This window comes from Burkholderia mayonis (assembly GCF_001523745.2).
GTDB classification, from domain to species: Bacteria; Pseudomonadota; Gammaproteobacteria; order Burkholderiales; family Burkholderiaceae; genus Burkholderia; species Burkholderia mayonis.
Genome location: NZ_CP013387.1, coordinates 598,178 through 617,888 on the forward strand (window position 1 = coordinate 598,178; position 19,711 = coordinate 617,888).

Genomic DNA, 19,711 nt, shown 5'->3' on the forward strand with positions numbered 1-19,711 from the left:
GGCAGAGGCACGAAAAAGGAGCTGGTCGGCCTGCACGGGCAATCGATGCCGCAAGATCGCCGCCACCGTCGTCAACGGCATTTCGCACCGCGCTCGCTGCCTATCTTCAGCTTTTTTAAGCTTTCGACCATGCCTTTTAACGGCCGCGTCGCTACGCTTTGACCATGTCGTTGGTCAGCCGGCTTGCCGGCTTCATTGGCGCGAAGTCATTCGGGAGGCGTCGCGGGCAACGTCGAAAACGATGGCAAGCGTGGCGGCGTGCGTCGGGTGTCAGGTGTCAGGTGTCAGGTGTCAGGTGTCAGGTGTCGGGTGTCGGGTGTCGGGTGTCGGGCGGCGCGACCGGATCGCGTGCAACGCGGACCTGCTCTATGTCGCCGCGCTGTTCCATAACGCCGGATTGCAAGTCGAGCATCGGCATTCGGCGCGCCGGTTCGAGATCGACGGCGCCGACGCCGCGCGCGATTTCCTGCGTCGGCACGGCGCGAACGAAGCCGACGCCGCCGACGTGTGGGACGCGATCGCATTGCAACGACGCCGGGCATCGCGGAGCACAAGTCGCCGCTCGTCGCGCTGATGCACGCCGGCGTGCAGATGGACGTGCGCGGCCTCGGCTACGCGACCTTCGATCCGGGCGCGCGCGATGCGATCGTTCGCGCGTACCCGCGCGATCCGGGCTTCAAGGAAAGCATCCTCGAAGCGTATGTGCTCGGGATGGCGCACCGGCCGCACACGACATTCGGCACGGTCAACGCGGACGTGCTCGATCGCTGGGACCCGAACTATCGCCGGCTGAACTTCTGCGGACTCGTCCTCGGCTCCGACTGGCCGGACTGAACGCCGCGCGGACGCGCAGCGCGCGTCGACGCGGCACTTCGATCACTTCACCACTCACGGGATCAAGCATGCAAACACGACGCTTCGGAGTACGTTCGGCCTTGCTGGCCGCCTTGATGCTCGGCATGGCGCAGATGCCCGCGGCTTTCGCGGATGCGGATGCGAGCGCCGCGGCCGAATCCGCTCGCGCGACCGCGTCGGCGCCGTCGGTTGCCGTCGGGCCGCAGTACGATACGACGCACGTCTACGTCGCGGTATCCGATCTGGACGCGTTCGTCAACAGTATCGTCGCGACGTTCGGCGGGAAAGCGTCGCCGCGCGTGACGCTCACGGTCACGCCGGCGCCGAGCGAGACGCTGTCGCAGTACGTGCAGACGCCGGTGGGCATGCTGTCGGTGTTCGGGTTCAAGACGCCGATTCCCTATCCGTTTGGCGACGAGCGGACGGGCTATCTGGTGACGGATATGGACGACGCCGTGAAGGCGGCGCGCTCGGCCGGCGCGGACATCGTCGTCGACTCGTTCGACGATCCGATCGGCCGGGACGCGGTGATCCGCTGGCCGGGCGGCGTGATGATGCAGCTCTACTGGCATCGGAAGGCGCCGTCTTACGCGGCGCTCGCGACGGTTCCCGACAATCGGGTCTATCTGTCGCCAGACGAAGCCGATCATTTCGTCAAGCGCTGGGTTCGGTTCTCGCACGGCAAGGTCGTCTCTGACAACCGCCATGAAGACGGCGGCGCGATCGGCCGGCCGGGCACGGAGATGCGCAAGATCGTGATCGAATCGGCGTTCGGCCGGGTCGCCGCGTTCGTGACCGACGGCAAGCTGCCGTTCCCGTACGGCCGTGAAACCACGGGCTATGCGGTCGACGATCTCGATGCGACGCTCGAGAAGGCGCAGGCGGCGGGCGTCAAGGTGCTGGTCCGGCCGTATCGCACGCAGCAAGCCGGACGCACCGCGATGCTCGCGTTCCCCGGCGGCTACATCGCCGAAGTGCACGACGCCAAATGACGATGCGCCGTGCTTCCTCGCTTTGCTGCTGGGCGTTGATGTCGCTGCTCGCCGCGGCCCGCGCGCACGCGGCGGATGCGCCCGCAGCGGCGCCGGCGTCGTCGGACGCGTCGTGCACGAAGACGCGTCCGGCGATCCTGTTCAACCGCTGGCAGGAAGACTGGTCGGCGCTCGCGGATCCATGCGTGCCGCGCCGGCCGCTCGACTCGCTGAAGTACGTGCCGCTCTTCGGCCGCAGCGATTCGTATCTGTCGCTCGGCGCGGTGCTGCGCGAGCGGCTCGAAGTGAACGACGCGCCGCTCTTCGGCATCGGTCGGGCGCGCGGCGACACCTATGTGCTGCAACGCGCGCAGGTGCATGCCGATTTGCGCCTCGCCGGACACATCCAGGTGTTCGTGCAGATCGAGGACGCGCGCACGTTCGACAAGGACAGCGTCGGCCCCGTCGATCGCAATCGCCTGGATCTGCGTCAAGCGTTCGTGACCTATTCCGACGCGATCGGGCCCGGCGTGTTCAAGGCGCGGATCGGCCGTCAGGAGATGGCGTTCGATTTACAGCGCTTCGTGTCGGTGCGCGACGGCCCGAACGTGCGCCAGGCGTTTGACGGCATATGGGCAGACTGGGAAGCGGGGCCGTGGCGCTTCATCGGCTATGCGACGCAGCCCGTTCAGTACCGCGACGACGAAGCGTTCGACGATGTGTCGAACCGCAACCTCACGTTCAGCGGCGTGCGCGTCGAGCGTCAGGGCGTGGGGCCAGGCGACCTGTCCGCGTATTACTCGCGGTACAACCGGACGCAGGCGCAGTTTCTCGACGGCGCGGGCGCCGAGCACCGGGACGTGTTCGATCTCCGGTACGCGGGCAAGAAGCAGAACGTCGACTGGGATGTCGAGGGCATGTATCAGTCGGGGCACGTCGGCGCGCAGCGCATCGAAGCATGGGCGGTGGGCTCGCTCGCCGGCTATACGTTCGCTGACATGCGCTGGACGCCGCGAGTCGGCTTGCAGGTCGACGCGGCGTCGGGCGACCGGCATCCGCACGACGGCCGGATCGAGACGTTCAATCCGCTGTTTCCGAACGGCTACTACTTCGCGCTCGCCGGCTATACCGGCTACACGAACCTGATTCACGTGAAGCCGTCGCTTACGTTCAAGCCGAGCAACACGCTCACGCTGCTCGCGGCGGTCGGGTTGCAGTGGCGCGCGACGACGGCGGACGCGGTCTACGCGCAAGGCGCGTCGCCCGTGCCCGGCACGGCGGGCCGGGGCGGCAAGTGGACCGGCTTCTACACGCAGCTGCGCGCCGATTGGGCGGTGACGGCGAATCTGGCGGCGGCGCTCGAGATGGTGCACTTCCAGGTGGGCGATGCGATTCGCGCGGCGGGCGGGCGCAATGCGGATTATGTCGGCGCGGAGTTGAAATTCGGCTGGTAGCCGCGCCGGCGGCGTCGCGCGAAAGTCATCACGTTGTCTTGACTGCATGCCGGGCCGGCGCGACGAAAATCAGCCTGCTCGATCATGCGGGGCGAACAAGAGGTCGTTGAGATTTCGAAATGCCGAACTATGCTTCACTCCGGGCGACGTGATCGCGTCGTTCGGCGTCGGCGTCGGCGATGCGATGTCGAGCATCGGCGTTCACGTATGCGGTACTCGCCCGGTCGCTGAATCATGAAAATTCAGGTTTGCTTAAGTACGGCGCGCGTGCCGCGCATTAATCTGCGCGGCGAACGTTGCGACGTCCGCGTAAAAGCGATCGAGGCGAAGCCGCCGGGCGCGGCGGGCCGCGCCGCGCGCCATGCCGCGTGTCGCTTCGAGCGAATGTCCGTTCGAAGCGAAGCGAGCATCGGTCGAGGCGCGTCGGACACTCGATGCGTCTCGTCATCGCACAAAGCACGCTGCTTGCGGCGTACGAACGCGCGGCGACCGCGGTTTCGGTTCATTGCGGATTGCAGCACGAATTGCGCTCGACACTGCCGCACGGCGTCGAGCGAAGGTGCCGCGGCACATGTCGCCGCGTTGAATGGCCTGTTGTTCGATCGGAGCGCATCGCATCGTGCGTCCGTCACCTCACTACTCACCAGGAGCGCACTCAGATGGACACGATCACGACGAAAGACGGTACGCGAATCTTCTACAAGGATTGGGGCACGGGACGTCCGGTCGTGTTCTCGCACGGCTGGCCGCTGAACGCGGATGCGTGGGACGCGCAGATGCTGTTCCTCGCGCAGCACGGCTTTCGCGTCATCGCGCACGATCGCCGCGGCCACGGCCGTTCCGGCCAGCCGGCCACGGGCAACGACATGGATACCTACGCGGACGACCTCGCCGCACTGCTCGACGCGCTCGACCTGCGCGAGGCGACGCTCGTCGGGCATTCGACGGGCGGCGGCGAAGTCGCGCACTACATCGGCCGTCACGGCACGCAGCGCGTCGCGAAGGCCGTGCTGATCGGCGCGGTGCCGCCGATCATGCTGAAGACGGCTACGAATCCGGGCGGCCTGCCGATGGAGGTATTCGACGGCATCCGCAAGGGCGTCGTCGACAACCGCTCGCAGTTCTATCGCGACGTCGCGCTGCCTTTCTTCGGCTTCAACCGGCCGGAAGCGAAGGTGTCGCAAGGCACGATCGACGCGTTCTGGGCGCAAGGGATGACGGGCGGGATTCTTGGCCAGTACGCATGCATCCGCGAGTTCTCCGAAGTGGATTACACGGAAGACCTGAAGAAGATCGACGTGCCGACGCTGATCCTGCACGGCGACGACGACCAGATGGTGCCGATCGACGCGTCCGCGCGCCTGTCCGCGAAGATCGTCGAGCACGCGACGCTGAAGGTGTACCCCGGCGGCTCGCATGGCATCTGCGTCACGCACGCGGATCAGGTCAACGCGGATCTGCTCGCGTTTCTCGAATCGTAAAGGCGATATCGGCATTCGCAGCGGTTCGACGCCGCGCACGCGTCGTCGCGAAGCTGGGCGCGAGCTCACGCGACGCGGGCGGCGCGCGACGCCGCGCGGTCGCGCGCCCGCGCCGGGCGGGCAGGCAGTCGGCGAGCGGGCCGGCGAGTCCGGCTGGCGTGGGCGTCGCATGTGCGCCGGCTTTGAAGGAGGTCTTGATGATGGATTCCACTGACGCCGATCGGTGGCAACGCGTCCTGACCACGTTGCTTGCCGCCTGCTGGTATCGCGAGTCCGCTGCGCGCGCGGCGTATTCGTTCGCGCGTGCGAACCGATGCGATACGGGGCCGCCCGATCCGATCGCGCCGCCGACGAGCGCCGCGCGGCCGCCGACGTCGCGCGTGCCGGCGGTCCGCCATTGGGAGCGGCGGACGGGAAGCTCGATCGAGGTCTCGTGGTGCGATCCGGCTTCCGCGAACTACGGCGAGCAGATTTGGACGAAAGGCGTCGCGCGCCGGCGCTGCACCTGCGCGTTGTCCGGCTCGACGATCGAATCGGGCGACGCGATCTATCGGCCGAAGTACACGCGCGGGAACATTCCGGCCAACGCCGATCAGGCGATTCTGGCCGCAGCGCTCGATTCACAGTCGTGACGAGCCAGTCCCCCGCGCGGACGCGCCGCCGCGCCGATGCGGCGCCGCCATGCGATTTCGCGGCCGTGCGGCCGCAACGACGAGAATGAGAGCGGGAGAGTGGATGGATACGCTGCAGGCGATGAGAGTGTTTGCGCGCGTCGTCGAGGCGGGCGGTTTCGCACGGGCGGGCGATCTGACCGGCCTCGGGACGCCGACGGTGTCGCGGCTGATCCAGACGCTCGAAATCCGCCTCGGCTGCCGGCTGCTGAATCGCACGACGCGGCGCATCGCGCTGACCGACGACGGCCGGACGTACTACGAGCGCTGCATCAACGTGCTGAACGAGATCGACGACGTCGAGGCGTCGCTGTCGCATGCGAAAGTGACGCCCCGGGGCCGCGTCAAGGTCAACGTGCCGCCCGCGATGGGCAAGTCGATCGTGATTCCGGCACTGCCGGCATTCGCCGCGTAGTATCCGGAGATTCAGGTCGAGATCGGCCTGACGGACCGGCTGGTCGACCTCGTCGGCGAAGCCGTCGATTGCGGGGTACGGGTCGGCGCGCTGGAGGATTCGGGGCTCGTCGCACGCCGCATCGGCACGATGGCGCCGTGCACGTGCGCGACGCCGGCGTATCTCGAACGATATGGCGTGCCGGAGACGCTCGACGCGCTCGATCGGCACGTCGGCGTGAACTATACGTCGATGAATACCGGAAAGACCCGGCCGTGGTGCTTCATGGATGGCGGCGAGCCGAAGACCGTCGCGATGAAGGGCATCGTATCGGTCAATGATGCGGACGCCTATGTCGCATCCGTACTGGCGGGTCTCGGATTGGGGAAGACATCGCGCTATCTTGTCGATCCGCATCTGAAGACGGGCGCGCTCCAACGCGTGCTGAGCCGGTTCGACGAACCCGCGAGGCCGGTGTCGATCCTCTATTTGCCAAATCGCAATCTGCCGCACAAGGTGCGCGTCTTCATCGACTGGCTGAGCGGTGTGTTCGAGAAGCAGGAAGCGCTGCAGCAGTCCGGCGAGGGCTGAGCGGCTTGCGTTCTGCGACGCGCTCGGGGGGCGTTGCGTAAGCGCGGCCCCATGCAAGCCGCGGTCCGCCGAGGCGGGCGGCGTTTCCGTCGCTCGACGCGCCGCTGTGTTTTCATCGCTGCGCTTCTCATGTGACGCCGGGCGTGACGATCGATCATTCGCCGACTCGGCCTTCGGCACCTGTTCGGACTCAAGGGCGGCGAGGCGAGCCGCCTTGCCGCGGATTCGCGGGCGCAGCCCGGCTACGCTGTAGAATTCGAATCGCCCTATCAAGCCGGCGGCGAGTCGGCCGGCTCGCCTCAGCCTGTCACGTCGCGCATCGCTCCACCGCGGCGCGTGAATCGAGTGCGACTCGGAAAAGCGCATTCCGATAGCGCCGTTCGAGTATCTGGAGCATCACCCACTCCGAGGAAATCAGGATGAAGCTGCTTCTCGTCGGATCGACCGGACTCGTCGGCCGCCACGTGCTCGACCTGGCGCTTGCCGAGCCACGCGTCGACAGTGTGGTCGCGCTCGCTCGCCGCGCGTTGCCTGCGCATCCGAAGCTACAGGCTCCACGCGCCGACTTCGATCACCTGCCCGAGGACGCGCCGTGGTGGCGCGCGGACGCAGTGATCTGCACGCTCGGCACGACGATGCGGGTGGCCGGCTCCCAATCGGCGTTCCGGCGGGTCGACCACGACTATCCGTTTGCCGTCGCGCGCATCGCCCGGCGCCACGGTACGCCGACTTACGTGCTCAACTCGGCCGCCGGCGCGGACGCAGCGTCGCGCTTCTTCTACAGCCGCGTGAAGGGCGAACTGGAGCGGGATCTGGCCGGTCTCGGGTTCGCTTCGCTGACGGCGGTGCGGCCGGGCCTGATCGGCGGGCACCGTGACGAGTTTCGCCTCGGCGAACGCGCCGCGGTGTGCGCGCTGACGCTGTTCGGACCGCTGCTGCCGCGCGGCTGGCGGCTCAATCCGGCGCCCCGGATTGCCCGCGCGCTGATCGAGGCGGCGCTGAATCCGGCGCCGGGCATGCATGTCGTTGCGTCCGATCGTCTGACCTGACGGCTGCGCCCGCCCGCTGCGGGTGCCGTCAGCGAAGACATGTGGCACGTCAGTCGGGTTCTCGGCATCGTGCGCCGCGCCCGCGCGCTGCATTCGCGATTTAACCCAGCGCGCTAACCAGCGACCGGAACACCCGGTCGACGTCGTCCTCGTCCGTGCGCCAATTGCTGAACGCCGCGCGCAGCCCCCAGGTGCCCGCATAGACCGTCGTCGTGATGAACGCGTCGCCGAGGTCGCGCACCGCGCGCATGTACGCGTTGACGCGGGCCTCGTCGGGCTGCTCTGCGAGCGTGAAGCACACGACGTTGAGCCGCGTCGGAGCAAGGAGCGTCAGGCCGGGCTGTGCGTCGATCAGGCGGCCGAGCCGGCGCGCAAGCGCGATGTTGCGGCGGACGATCTCCGCGTGCCCGTCTCGGCCGCACGCGGCGAGTGCGAACCACGTCGACAGCGCGCGCAGCCGCCGCGAATTTTCCGGCATCAGATGGACGAAGTCCGGATCGCCGGCGGGGACGCCGAGATACGCGGCGCTGTTCTGGAACACGCGCACCTGCAGGTCGCGACGGCGGCTGAACTGCACCGCGGCGTCGTAGGGCACGTTCAGCCATTTGTGGAGGTCGATGCAGATCGAGTCGGCGTCGACGAGGCCGCGCGTGAGCGACGCGTGCTCCGGCGACAGCGCGGTGAACGCGCCGAACGCGCCGAACGCGCCGAACGCCGCGTCGGCGTGCGGCCAGAACGGATAGCGCGCCTTGAGCGCGGCGATGGCCGGCAGCGTGTCGTAGTCGACCGTGTTCACGGTGCCCGCGTTCGCGACGACGATCGCGGACTTGCCGTCGAGACGCCTGAGCGCCGCTTCGAGCGCGGCGACGTCGACGGACGGGAATACTAAGGCCAATGCGCGGATCGCGCCGATGAGCGCCGGAACGCCGGGACAGCCGGGCTGCGCATAGACGAAGGTCGACGCGAATCTGTCGTCGCCGATGTGCCGCCGTGCAGGCGGCGATGAACGCGCTCCCGTCACCGACAGGTGCGCGAAGCGTCCCGGTGAGGGGTGAGGCCAGCGACTTGTCGTGGCGCGTTCGGACGTGTCAGCCATTCGACGCATGGACACAATATCGGGTAAAGGGTGTGCGAGTGTCGGCACGGCAGATTTCATCGCGATGCGCGCGTGGCGGACGGAGCCGGACGAGAACGAAGGCGCGATCCGGAAGGACGTCGAGGTGAAGCCCGGAGAGGAGAAAGGCAAGGTTGAAGGCGATCGAGCCGCTGGGGCGGATCGGCCGATCAAGCGGCTCGCTGACGTGGCCTGCGGTGGCGCGGCATGGAAGGGGCGACGCTGGTCGGAGCGGGTAGCAGGTTGATGGCAGCTTCGGATGAAGCGCAACGCTGCGCAGTTGCGCGTTCCGGCTGTCTGTCGCGCGTCGGGGGCGACGCGCCGGCAGGCGGCCGAATGCGAAGTCATTCCGTTGCGGCCGGTACGCGTTTCTTTGGCGGCGATTGATTGCGCGTTGCGATGATCTCAGATTGAGCAGGGCTTGAGCGTGATCGGCATGTCTTGCATTTCCGAGCCTGACCGTGTCACAAGCGCTCAACGATCAATCAGTATCGGTCAACTGCTCCTGCATGCCTGGTTGGGGATGGTTACTCTATAAAATCCGGTCTTGAAATAAACCTAGTGCGAGAGCTGTTGATCGAAGTAGCCGAATAAAGGAATTCCATTGTAAATCGTAATGATGATCTTTCTCGGGTCAACTCTGATTGCGGCAGGATTTCCGCTCGTCGGGCCATAATAACTCCAGATCAAAGGATAGACCGCGTCTTGATCGGGCGAAAAGAAGATGCAGATTGGGAACGGAATGAATTTTAAGTTATGTTTGAAGATCAGGTTTTGGTTGATGGAATTGTTTGCTTCCACCTAGTCGGAGTCATAGGAGCAATTCGGATTGAAGTCGGCTGGATTGGACGTTATTTTTTGACTCAGTGTAAACGATGTTTGTACTCGTGATATTTCCCGTTTTTTCCGGATTGGCTTGATGGACGCGTGAAATTTGATCGGTCGAGGCGTGATATTCGATATGTTTTTGGAATTCCGGAGATCGATGCGATCTTGTGGTGCTGGCTAATTGGGAATGGATTGTTGATTATGGTCGCTGGTTCAATTTTTGTCCGTCATCGACCGTTTGTCGACTATGAGTTTTGGTAGGAGGCCATGGATTCGAAATCGCCGTAATCGGTCATGCCGGTTGTATTCAACGCCGAGTACGCGATCTCGGCTCCGACCCCCGTCGGAAAAGGCGCAAATCGATCCGACGACCGTCTCAATGGGAATACGCGTCAAGCGGATGTCGGCCGCAAGCGTGTCGACGAGGTGTTTGTAGCGGGCGTGGGCCATGTGCCGATGTATCCATGACAATTATTTGATTGTATTGATTTTCGGACATACGATGCGTCGTCGCAATCGACACTCACTGGAGACGACGTCATGCTCCGTCGCGGCAACTGCTGGGGGCGCAATGCTCAGGCACGCTCGTGCTCGCGAAGCTGGGACTGCTCGACGGCGTGCCGGCGTGCACCGATCTCACGACGAAGCCATGGGTGCAGGAAGCCGGCGTCGACGTGCTGAACCGGCCGTTCTTCGCGAACGGCAACGTCGCGACCGCGGGCGGCTGTCTTGCGTCGCACTACCTTGCCGCGTGGGTCATCGCGCGTCTCGAAGGGCGGGAAGCCGCGGAGCGCGCGCTGCATTACGTCGCGCCGGTCGGCGAGAAGGAAGATTACGTGTCGCGCGCGATGGCGCATGTCGCGCCGTTTCTGACGGAAGCGTCGGCGGCTGCGTGAACGAGCAGGCGCTGGGCGCCGGGCGCCGGGTGCCGCGGGTGCCGGCGGCGGCACGCGGCGCGCGTTCGTGTTCCGCCTTGGCCAGGATCGGGTGACGGTCGGGGATGACACATTCACGTTCGGCGAGCGTGACGGCAAAAAGGAGGAAGCGTGGCGCGCGAAGCGGAGTGAAACGCTTGGCTTCGGCCCTGGCTCGTCAGATATCGAATGCGTCGCCGATGCGATCGTTGGCTGGCGAAACGATACAATCGTGGCGTTGCGATTCGTCACGCAACACGCATCGCGCAACCGGCGTCATGCGGCGCGAGGCGACAGCCGGCGTTCGCTCTTCACGCACGGCGTTTCGTTCCGGCGAAACGCGTCGAGCGCCGATCGATTGCTTTGTGGAGGCACATTTTGAATTCCGGTATCGCCAGTCGCGGAAATCACGGCCCGCAAGCGGCAATGCACGAAAACGCCGGCGGCGCCGGGCGCACGCCGCCGACGAGGATCTTCGCATTCAACGGCGATGCCGACGGCCTGTGCGCACTGCAGCAGCTGCGTCTTGCCGAAGGACCGGGAGGCACGCTCGTGACGGGCGTCAAGCGCGATATCCGATTGCTGGCTCGCGTGTCGGCCGCGGCCGGCGACGAAGTCACGGTCCTCGACGTGTCGCACGACCAGAACCGCGCGGACGTCGAGCGACTGCTCGCGGCGGGTGCGCGGCTGCGCTACTTCGATCATCACTTCGCGGGCGCGCTGCCCGGCCATCCGAACTTCCATGCGTACATCGATACCGCCGCGGACGTTTGCACGAGCGCGATCGTCGATCGATACCTGCAAGGGCGCCACGCGCGCTGGGCGATCGTCGCGGCGTTCGGCGATGCGCTGCCGCAGCTCGGTCATGCGCTCGCGCTTGCGCATCGCGTCGGGCCGGAGGCGCTCGAGCGGCTCGCGCAACTCGGACGGTGCCTGAACTACAACGCGTACGGCGAGCGCGTCGCCGACCTGCATTTCGATCCGGCTGCCTTGGCGGAAACGATGCAGCCATTCGCAGACCCGCTCGACTTCATCGGCGGTACCGACGTGCTGCGCGTGCTGAGCGACGGATACCGGGACGACCTGCGCCGGGCGCGCGCGGTGCGCCCGGAAGTGGCGACGCCGCACGCGATCATGCTCGTGCTGCCGTCGGAGAGTTGGGCGCGCCGCGTGACCGGCGTGCTCGCGAACGAGGTCGTGCAAAGCCATCCGGCGTGTGCGCTGGCGATCCTGAGTCCGAGGACGGACGGCGGCTACGTCGTCAGCGTGCGCGTCCCGGCGAACAGCACGATCGGCGCCGACGATTTCTGCCGAGGCTTCGAAACGGGCGGCGGCCGCAAGCGCGCGGCCGGGGTCAATCGTCTGCCGGCCGATCAGCTCGACCGGTTCGCCGCGCATTTCAAGACGATGTTCGACGAGCCTATCGCAAGCGCATGAGACGCACGAGCGGCGCGCGGCCGATGGCCGCCGCGCGAAGCCGAACGCGGGAGCGATCATGAGGATTGCAGAGCGGCGATGAGAATGCGCTGCGCAAACGACTGCCTGGCACGATCGAGCATCGTCGAAGTTCATGCGGCGACAAACGGCGGTACGGCCACGGCGTCGTGCGGCCGCGCGATGCGGCGCGCGTGGCGACGCGAGTTTGTCGAACGTCGCCGCCGCGCGTGTCGTGCCGACAACGAATGTGCGCCGTCGTCCGAACCCTTTCGGCTCAGTTGCCGCCCGCCGCCGAATTCGCTTCCGTCACGTGCGCGCCGCCCGACGTCAGCATCGCGCGCAGCCGCGCCGCGTCGAAGAAATCGGCGTGACGCCCGGCCGAATCCAGCAGCACCATCACGACCCCGCGCCCGTCGATCGTCGTCTGCATCACGAGGCAAATGCCGGACTCCCTGATATAGCCCGTCTTTTGCACGCCGATGTCCCAGTCTTCGTCGCGCAGCAGGATGTTCGTGCTGTGGTAGTAGAGCGTGCGGCGGCCCGTGTCGACCTCGTATTTCAGATCGGTCGAATACTGCCGGATCAGCGGATATTGGTAAGCCGCCTCGACCATCTTCGCGAGATCGCGCGCGGTCGATACGTTGTATTTCGATAACCCGGTTGGATTCTCGAAATGCGTATCGATCATGCCGAGCGATCGCGCCTTCCGATTCATCGCGTCGACGAATGCTTGCCGGCCGCCCGGGTAGTAGCGCGACAGCGCCGCCGCCGCGCGATTCTCGGACGCCATCAGCGCGATGTGAAGCATGTCGTCGCGGCTCAGCGTCGAGCCGATCGCGAGGCGCGAGCCGGTGAACTTGTCCTGATCGCGATCGTCGTCGGTCACTTCGATCAGTTCTTCGAGCGGCGCCTTCGAATCGAGCACGACCATCGCGGTCATCAGCTTCGTCACCGACGCAATCGGCACGACCGATTGCGAATTCCGGTCGACTAGCGTTTCGCCGGTATGCTGGTCGATCATATAGGCGATGTTCGAACGGAGTCCGTACGGCCGTGACGTATCGCGCGGCTCGAACGCGCGGGCGCTCAGCGGCGCGCGCGGCGAGAACGTGACCCGGCGGACGCCGCCTGCCAGCCTGTAGCGGCCGGCTTTCAGATGGCGCGCGGCGACAGCGTGCCCCGCAAGCGATGCATGGCCCGCTTGCGGATGAAAACTCGCTTTCCGGATGGACGCGGAAGCCGCGGGATGCCGTTTCGGCACGGAGGATGTCGCCTGTGCGTCGAACGACGGAACGGCGAGTACGGAGGCGAGGACAACCGGCAACACCGCCCACTTCGAGACACGAAGTACGGTTCCGCACATCGCTTTCAACGAGGAAAACGGTGTCGCTTTCATGGCGCCCCAATTGTTGGATTCGAGCTTTGGAATGATTATAGTAACGGGACATTACGTTAGCAATTACAATGACATAGGAAATATTCCTCATCCAAATTATTTCATTTGAAACGATCGTTTTTATTTTTACGGGATGAGGATTTTTTCGGCCGAACGAACGCGCGGTGCCCATTGCGCCGTATCGCATCCGGGCGATGCGCGTTGTCGCGCAGTCGCCTCGGCGCATGCGCTCGTCCGCACGGAAACGGCGGTCCCGTTCGTTGTCATTTGAAAGAAGGCTGATGAAAACCGCGCGCGGCCGTGCTTGATTCGAACACGGCGCGCAAGCGGCGAGCCGCCACCGCTTCGGCGTGAAATTCGAAAACCATGGAATCGAAAAGAAGAAACGACGGCGTCGACTTGTTGCGCGGGATCGCCATCCTGCTCGTCCTGATCCTGCATTTCCATCTGACGTACCGGCTGAACGTCACGCCGATCGATTCGCCGTTCCTGTCGGACGCGCTCGAGGCGGTTGCGCGAAACGGCAATTACGGCGTCACGATGTTCTTCGCCGTGTCCGGGTTCCTGATCATGTCGACGTCGGTCCGGCGCTTCGGCTCGCTCGGCGCGATCGAGCCGGCGACGTTCTACGGGTATCGCGCGTCGCGGATCCTGCCGTGCCTCGTGCTCGTCCTGCTCGCGATCGTGGCGCTCGGTTCGCTCGGCCTGCGCTCGTTCGTCGACAAGCCGGACACCGCGAGCACGCTCGTCGCGGTGCTGTCGGTGCTGACCTTCTGGCACAACGTGCTGATGGCGAAGGTCGGCTATTTCAATTACGCGATGAACATCCTGTGGTCGCTGTCGGTCGAGGAGGTGTTCTATCTTGCGTTCCCGATCCTCTGCCTGCTGCTGCGGCGACGTCGCTACATCGTGCTGTTCCTGTGCGTGCCGATCGTCGTCGGACCGATCTACCGTAGCCTGCACGCGCACGACGAAATCGTCGCGCTGTACGACTACGGATCGTGCTTCGATGCGATCGCGATGGGAGGCTGCGCGGCGTTGCTTCCGTTGCGCCGGATCTCGCGCGGCCGGAGCCGGGCGGTCCGGGCGATCGCCGCCGCCGCGATCACCGTCGTCTACCTGTGCGGGCCGATCATGCAAAACGTCGTGTGGGGCGTGTCGGTCGTCGCGTTCTGCACCGCGATCCTGCTGTACAGCTTCAGGGATGGATCGCATGACGAGGCGAACGCGCCGCATGCGGCGCTCCGCATGATCCGTTGGTTCGGACAGCGGAGCTATGAGCTGTACCTGTTTCATATCGTCGTGCTGGGCATTCTGCGCGAGTTCGTCACGCGAGAGACGATCGGCGTCGGCGCAAAGCCGCTGTGGCTGATCTTTTACGTGGGTGTGTCGGCGCTCGTCGCGGAGCTTGTGTTCAGGTGCTATTCCGAGCCGTTGAACGACGCGCTCAGGCGGGGCGCCGTGCGCTTCTCGCCGAGATATCTGCAGAAGTGATTCGCCTCGCGGCTTCCGCCTTTTCGGGCGCGATCGTCGATTGGCCGCGACCGGATCGCTCGACGCGTGGCTTGGGTGCGGTGTGATACCGCCTCGGGGATTGCGGGGTGCAATGGAAGCCGACATGCCGGCCGGGTCCGCCGCTTCATGAAAAATATACGAAATGCCGGCTGAGCCTCGTTGTCCTGATCTGGAATCGATCCCGATCGCGCTGTGCGCATCCGTGTAACGTTTCGCCCGGCGTCGCGCGCATGTTTAGGCTGCGAAATCGCGCTCGAAATATGCGACATCGATCGAATTGATCCAGCGCAACGACGTGCGTCGCGCCCCGCCTATGCTGGGCCTGTCGTGCCGGGCGTCGAGCGAACGGATCGCGATGCCGGCCGCCGGCAGCACCGCCGCCGGCGCTCGCGCACGGCCCCGATGCTCGTCGCGACCTAAGATGAAAGCGCGCGACACATGCGCGCGACGGTGCGTCGAGCCGCCCGGCGCCGACGCGCCATGTCGCGCACCGCCGTCCATGCGAAGGCGAGGTCGAACATGCCAATCCACAATGCCGATTTTGCGGCGGTCTTCGCCGAGATCGCCGATCTGCTCGAGATACAGGGGGCCAATCCATTTCGCGTGCGCGCGTATCGCAACGCGGCGCGCACGGTCGGCGGGCTAGGCCGCGACATCGCGGCGATGGTCGCCGACGGGAAGAACCTCGACGATATTCCGACGATCGGCCCCGATCTCGCCGGCAAGCTGCGCGAAATCGCGACGACCGGCACGTGCGGGCTGCAGCAGCAACTTCGCCAAGCGCTGCCGCCCGCGATCGTCGAGCTGCTCGGGGTCCCGGGGCTGGGGGCGAAACGCGTGCGCGCGCTGCACGACGCGCTGCACGTCGAGACGCTCGAGCAGTTGAAGGAAGTCGCCGAGAGCGGCAGGATCCGCGGACTGCCGGGCTTCGGCGAGAAGACTGAGACGCACATCGCGGAGGCGATCGGCGCGCGGCTGCGGCGCAAGTCGCAGCGCTTCCTGCTGTCGTTCGCGACGCAGTATCTGACGCCGCTCCTCACGTATCTGCGCGAGACGCCGGGCGTGAGCGAAGCGCTCGTGGCCGGCAGCTTCCGGCGCCGGCGCGAAACCGTCGGCGATCTCGACATTCTCGTGACGGCGAGCGATCCGGCGAAAGTGGCGGCGCGCTTCGTTGGATACGACGAAGTCGAGCGCGTGCTCGCGAACGGCGACACGCGCTCGAGCGTCGTGCTTCGCTGCGGAATCCAGGTCGATCTGCGCGTCGTCACGCCGGCGTCGCTCGGCGCGGCGCTCGTGTACTTCACGGGATCGAAGGCGCACAACATCGCCATGCGCCGGATCGCGCAGGCGCGCGACCTGAAGATCAACGAGTATGGCGTGTTCCATGGCGAGCGGCGCGTCGCCGGTGCGACCGAGGAATCGGTCTACGCGTCGATCGGCCTCGACTGGGTGCCGCCCGAGCTTCGTGAGAACCAGGGCGAGATCGAGGCCGCGCGCGAAGGCCGCCTGCCGGCCCTCGTCGAACGCAAGGACCTGCGCGGCGACCTGCATGCGCACACGAACGCGACCGACGGTCAGGACAGCCTGCAGGACATGGCGCTCGCGGCGCGCAAGCGCGGCCTCGAGTATCTCGCGATCACCGATCATTCGCGCCGGCTCGGCGTCGCGCACGGCCTCGACGCGGAGCGCCTCGCCAGACAAATCGACGAGATCGATCGCCTGAACGAGACGCTCGAAGGCATCGTGCTGCTGAAAGGCATCGAAGTCGACATCCTCGAAGACGGCAGCCTGGATCTGCCCGACGATATACTCGCGCGGCTCGATCTGGTGGTCGGCGCGGTTCACAGTCGCTTCGATCTGTCGCGCGCCGCGCAGACCGAGCGGGTGCTGCGCGCGATGGATCATCCGTCTTTCACGATCCTCGCGCATCCGTCGGGGCGGCTGCTCGGCGAGCGCGACGCGTACGACATCGACCTTGCCCGCGTGATCGAGCAAGCGCGCGCGCGCGGCTGCCATCTCGAGCTGAATGCGCAGCCGCAGCGGCTGGATCTTGCCGACATCTGGTGCCGGCAGGCGGCCGAGGCTGGCGTGCTCGTGTCGATCGATTCCGACGCGCATCGCCGCGAAGACCTGAACTATCTCGGGATCGGCGTCGATCAGGCGCGGCGCGGCTGGCTGACGAAGGCGCAGGTGCTCAATACGCGCACGCTCGCGCAACTGCGGCCGCTGCTCGCGCGGACGATGAGCGGGAGCGCCGCGTCGGCCGCGGGCGACTCGGCGAAACGTTCGTCGAGCAAGCGGGCGACGGCGCGAAGCGCCGGCACGAGCGGCGCGCGTCGCACGAAGAAGCGCGGGCACGCTGCGGCTTGAGCGGACGCACGTCGTCGTCGGACACGCGGTTCGGCAGCGCGGTCAATGCGGCGTGCACGTCGGCGAAGTCGATCTATACCGACCGGATCGCCGCGCAGGAGAAGCTCGCATCGGTGACGCTCGGTGCGTGCTACAGCGATCCGCGCTACGCGGCGGACGCCGGTTCGACGTTCCGCCGCGCTCCTTTCGAAGTGCAGAAAGCGCCTTACGGTCGTTGTTGCTGCATGTTGGACTCCGGCCCCTATGTCATATTGGCGCAAGCTCTTCGTTATCGTGTTGTTGGCACTGAGCCTTCCGGTTCAGTCGCTGGCGGCCGTCTCGATGAATTGCGAGGTCGCGCACGTCGACGACGTCGCGCCTGCCCGTCATCCGCTGCAAGCTGGAACGGAAAGCGGTCACGGCGTGCTCGATATGACCGTGACCGCAGCCGACCATCGGCATCCCGGCCAGGGCGACGCACATCATGCGCACCCGTGCGCGACCTGCGTGTCGTGCGTGTCGTGCTGCGTCGGCGCCGGCTTGCCGGCCGGCTCCGTCTCGGCGGCGTTCTTCGATGCCGTGCGCATCACTCCTCCCTTTCCTCAAGACGCCGGCACCGTGTCGTTCCTGACGGACGGCATCGAACGGCCGCCCCGAACCGCTCTCGTCTGATCCTTCGGGTCGCAGCGCGCTCGCTGCGATACGCAAACTCGTCCTGACGGCGCACATGCGCGCCGCCGGGACGGCTGACGACGAGAGAAATTCATGCGAAAGATTTCCGCAGCGCTGCTCGGCGCGTCGGCGGCGTGGCCGGCGCTCGTGCACGCGACGACGACGTTCGCCGATCCGGCGGACGCCGCGGCATCGGTGCCCGCCATCGTGGCGCCGTCCGTGCTCGACGGCTACCGCCGCTACCGCGACGACGACGGGCCGGCCTGGCAGCAATTGAACCGCGCGGTGGCCGAGCCGCCGCGCAACGCGGCAGCGCCGTCCGCCAAGGCGAGCAACGACGGCACCGCCGCACACGGCGGCCACGGTGCGATGCACGGGAAGCCGCCCAATGACGCCGCGCTTCGTTTCCCTCCGGATCTGCGCCGCGGCGGCCGTACTGGCATTCGCCGCGGGCTGCACGACGTTCTTGAAGGACGGCGGCTTCGGCGCCGTGTCGACTGCGGCTTCCGAGCAGCTCGGAAAAGACGCGGTGCTCGTGAAGACCGATGCCGATCGCGACACGGTCGCGCACCGCACGCAGGAACTGCTGTCGAAGCCGCTGAGCGTCGACGACGCGGTTCAGATCGCGCTCCTGAACAATCGCGGGCTCCAGGCTTCCTACGCGGAGCTCGGCTTGTCCGAAGCCGAGCTCGTGCAGGCCGGTCGGCTGCCGAATCCGGGCTTCACGTTCAGCCGCACGCGTTCGAGCAACGATCTGAGCATCGGCCGGACATTTTCGATGAGCATCCTGAGTATTCTGACGCTGCTGCTCGCGACGAAGGTCGAAGGCCGGCGTTTCGAGCAGACGAAGCTCGAGACCGCCGACGCGGTGCTGAAGGTCGCGGCGGATGCGCGCCGCGCGTACGTCGAAGCGGTCGCGGCCGCGCAGGCGGCGACCTATGCGGAGCAGGTCAAGGACTCGGCGGACGCCGGCGCGGAGCTCGCGCGGCGGATGCGGCAGGCCAGCAGCTTCAGCCGGCTCGACTACGCGCACGAGCAGGCGTTTTACGCGGACGCGATCGCGCAGTTCGCGAACGCGCGGCAGCGCGCGGTGGCGGCCCGCGAGAAGCTCACGCGCATGATGGGCTTGTGGGGAGCGTCGAGCGCATACGAACTGCCCGACCGCCTGCCCGCTCTGCCCGCCGAGCGGCCGCAACTCGACGGCCTCGAGCGCTTCGCGATGGAGAACCGCCTCGACATCCAGGCGGCGAAGCTGAGGACGCAGGGTGTCGCGACGTCGCTCGGCCTCACGCGGGCGATGCGCTTCGTCAACGCGCTCGACGTCGGCTATCTCGACAACTACGAGACCGACAAGGGCCACGAGCACGGCTACGAGATCAGCGTCGAGATTCCGCTGTTCGACTGGGGCGGCGCGAAGGTCGCGCGCGCGAAGGCGAGCTATCTGCAGTCGGCTAACCGGCTCGCGCAGACCGCGATCGATGCGCGCTCCGAAGTGCGCGAATCGTACGCGGCCTACGTGACGCGCTACGACGTCGCGAAGCACTATCGCGACGAGGTCGTGCCGCTGCGCAAGACGATCTCCGATGAGATGCTGCTCCGCTACAACGGGATGCTCGTCAGCGTGTTCGAGCTGCTCGCCGACGCGCGCGGCCAGGTCGGCACCGTGAACGGCTACATCGACGCGCTGAAGGACTACTGGCTCGCGGAAACCGATCTGCAGCAGGCGGTCGGCGCGAAAGCGGGCATGTCGCACGGCGAAATCAGGAAGGTCGACGCGGCCGTGGGCAAGTCGACGATCAAGCATGGCCCGCTCGAGAACCTCGGAATGGACGCGATGACGATGGTCTTCAGGGTCAAGGATCCGGCGATGCCGTCGCAGGTGGCGACAGGCGACAAGATCGACTTCGTCGCCGAGGAAGTGAACGGCGTGCTCACCGTCGTGAAGCTGCAGAAGCAATGACGGCTCGCACCGCACATTGCGTCGTCACGATTATTCAGGATCGGAAATCATGAAGAGATT

The 19,711-nt window shown here is 66.2% G+C and carries 16 protein-coding genes and 4 pseudogenes; 17 read left to right on the forward strand and 3 right to left on the reverse strand.

Features of this window, described 5'->3' with window-relative positions; translation table 11 throughout:
- Window positions 1-328: 328 nt before the first annotated feature.
- From WS70_RS33895 to WS70_RS21270, 8 genes and pseudogenes are all read left to right on the forward strand, one after another.
- Window positions 329-834 (forward strand): annotated as a pseudogene (locus tag WS70_RS33895) (phosphohydrolase); the annotation flags it as partial.
- Between the two features lie 116 nt (window positions 835-950).
- Window positions 951-1,847 carry a VOC family protein gene (locus WS70_RS21240; protein ID WP_059597357.1) on the forward strand — a complete coding sequence of 299 codons (897 nt, stop codon included), beginning with the start codon at window positions 951-953 and terminating at the stop codon, window positions 1,845-1,847.
- Window positions 1,844-3,280 (forward strand): alginate export family protein, encoded by a 1,437-nt coding sequence (locus tag WS70_RS21245; RefSeq protein ID WP_059597339.1) that lies wholly within the window; start codon window positions 1,844-1,846, stop codon window positions 3,278-3,280. The genes WS70_RS21240 and WS70_RS21245 overlap by 4 nt, the downstream gene beginning before the upstream one ends.
- Window positions 3,281-3,939: 659 nt before the next feature.
- A complete protein-coding gene (locus WS70_RS21250; RefSeq protein ID WP_059468855.1) occupies window positions 3,940-4,761 on the forward strand; it encodes an alpha/beta fold hydrolase in 822 nt (273 codons plus the stop codon).
- A gap of 197 nt (window positions 4,762-4,958) precedes the next feature.
- A complete protein-coding gene (locus WS70_RS21255; RefSeq protein WP_082722273.1) occupies window positions 4,959-5,393 on the forward strand; it encodes a DUF3331 domain-containing protein in 435 nt (144 codons plus the stop codon).
- A 103-nt stretch (window positions 5,394-5,496) separates the two neighbouring features.
- Window positions 5,497-5,847 (forward strand): LysR family transcriptional regulator, encoded by a 351-nt coding sequence (locus WS70_RS21260; RefSeq protein ID WP_059597341.1) that lies wholly within the window; start codon window positions 5,497-5,499, stop codon window positions 5,845-5,847.
- Between the two features lie 39 nt (window positions 5,848-5,886).
- On the forward strand, window positions 5,887-6,417 hold the full coding sequence (locus WS70_RS21265) for a LysR substrate-binding domain-containing protein (RefSeq protein WP_082722275.1): 531 nt from the start codon (window positions 5,887-5,889) through the stop codon (window positions 6,415-6,417).
- 419 nt (window positions 6,418-6,836) lie between these two features.
- Window positions 6,837-7,466 (forward strand): Rossmann-fold NAD(P)-binding domain-containing protein, encoded by a 630-nt coding sequence (locus WS70_RS21270; protein WP_059468858.1) that lies wholly within the window; start codon window positions 6,837-6,839, stop codon window positions 7,464-7,466.
- A gap of 100 nt (window positions 7,467-7,566) precedes the next feature.
- Here WS70_RS21270 and WS70_RS21275 read toward each other — a convergent pair whose 3' ends face one another.
- Complete coding sequence (locus WS70_RS21275; protein ID WP_226382931.1) at window positions 7,567-8,562, reverse strand: pyridoxal phosphate-dependent decarboxylase family protein; 996 nt, start codon at window positions 8,560-8,562, stop codon at window positions 7,567-7,569.
- A gap of 7 nt (window positions 8,563-8,569) precedes the next feature.
- On the opposite strand from WS70_RS21275, the gene WS70_RS21280 reads away from it, so the two are divergent.
- Window positions 8,570-8,827, forward strand: a complete 258-nt coding sequence (locus WS70_RS21280) for a hypothetical protein (protein WP_059468859.1) — start codon at window positions 8,570-8,572, stop codon at window positions 8,825-8,827.
- Between the two features lie 962 nt (window positions 8,828-9,789).
- Here the strand turns inward: WS70_RS21280 and WS70_RS33680 are convergent.
- Window positions 9,790-9,950: pseudogene (locus WS70_RS33680) on the reverse strand (PLP-dependent aminotransferase family protein); the annotation flags it as partial.
- Between the two features lie 6 nt (window positions 9,951-9,956).
- On the opposite strand from WS70_RS33680, the pseudogene WS70_RS21295 reads away from it, so the two are divergent.
- The 3 genes and pseudogenes from WS70_RS21295 to WS70_RS21305 form a co-directional block, all read left to right on the forward strand.
- Window positions 9,957-10,304: pseudogene (locus WS70_RS21295) on the forward strand (type 1 glutamine amidotransferase family protein); the annotation flags it as partial.
- Window positions 10,305-10,371: 67 nt separating this feature from the next.
- Window positions 10,372-10,704, forward strand: coding sequence for a hypothetical protein (locus WS70_RS21300; protein ID WP_159082938.1), 333 nt, complete (start codon window positions 10,372-10,374; stop codon window positions 10,702-10,704).
- A gap of 44 nt (window positions 10,705-10,748) precedes the next feature.
- Entirely contained in the window at window positions 10,749-11,759 is a 1,011-nt protein-coding gene (locus tag WS70_RS21305) for a hypothetical protein (RefSeq protein WP_059468863.1), read from the forward strand.
- A gap of 274 nt (window positions 11,760-12,033) precedes the next feature.
- Here the strand turns inward: WS70_RS21305 and WS70_RS21310 are convergent, their stop codons facing one another.
- The gene (locus WS70_RS21310) at window positions 12,034-13,155 is read right to left on the reverse strand and encodes a serine hydrolase (RefSeq protein WP_203236019.1); all 1,122 of its coding nucleotides are present in this window, start codon (window positions 13,153-13,155) and stop codon (window positions 12,034-12,036) included.
- 366 nt (window positions 13,156-13,521) lie between these two features.
- Between WS70_RS21310 and WS70_RS21315 the strand changes: the two genes are divergently transcribed.
- From WS70_RS21315 to WS70_RS21340, 5 genes and pseudogenes are all read left to right on the forward strand, one after another.
- Complete coding sequence (locus tag WS70_RS21315) at window positions 13,522-14,649, forward strand: acyltransferase family protein (protein ID WP_059597344.1); 1,128 nt, start codon at window positions 13,522-13,524, stop codon at window positions 14,647-14,649.
- A 540-nt stretch (window positions 14,650-15,189) separates the two neighbouring features.
- A complete protein-coding gene (polX, locus tag WS70_RS21325; protein WP_059468884.1) occupies window positions 15,190-17,040 on the forward strand; it encodes a DNA polymerase/3'-5' exonuclease PolX in 1,851 nt (616 codons plus the stop codon).
- 243 nt (window positions 17,041-17,283) lie between these two features.
- The gene (locus WS70_RS21330; protein WP_059597346.1) at window positions 17,284-17,691 is read left to right on the forward strand and encodes a hypothetical protein; all 408 of its coding nucleotides are present in this window, start codon (window positions 17,284-17,286) and stop codon (window positions 17,689-17,691) included.
- Between the two features lie 93 nt (window positions 17,692-17,784).
- Window positions 17,785-18,069 (forward strand): annotated as a pseudogene (locus WS70_RS21335) (hypothetical protein); the annotation flags it as partial.
- 10 nt (window positions 18,070-18,079) lie between these two features.
- A complete protein-coding gene (locus WS70_RS21340) occupies window positions 18,080-19,651 on the forward strand; it encodes a copper-binding protein (RefSeq protein ID WP_082722276.1) in 1,572 nt (523 codons plus the stop codon).
- Window positions 19,652-19,711: the final 60 nt, after the last annotated feature.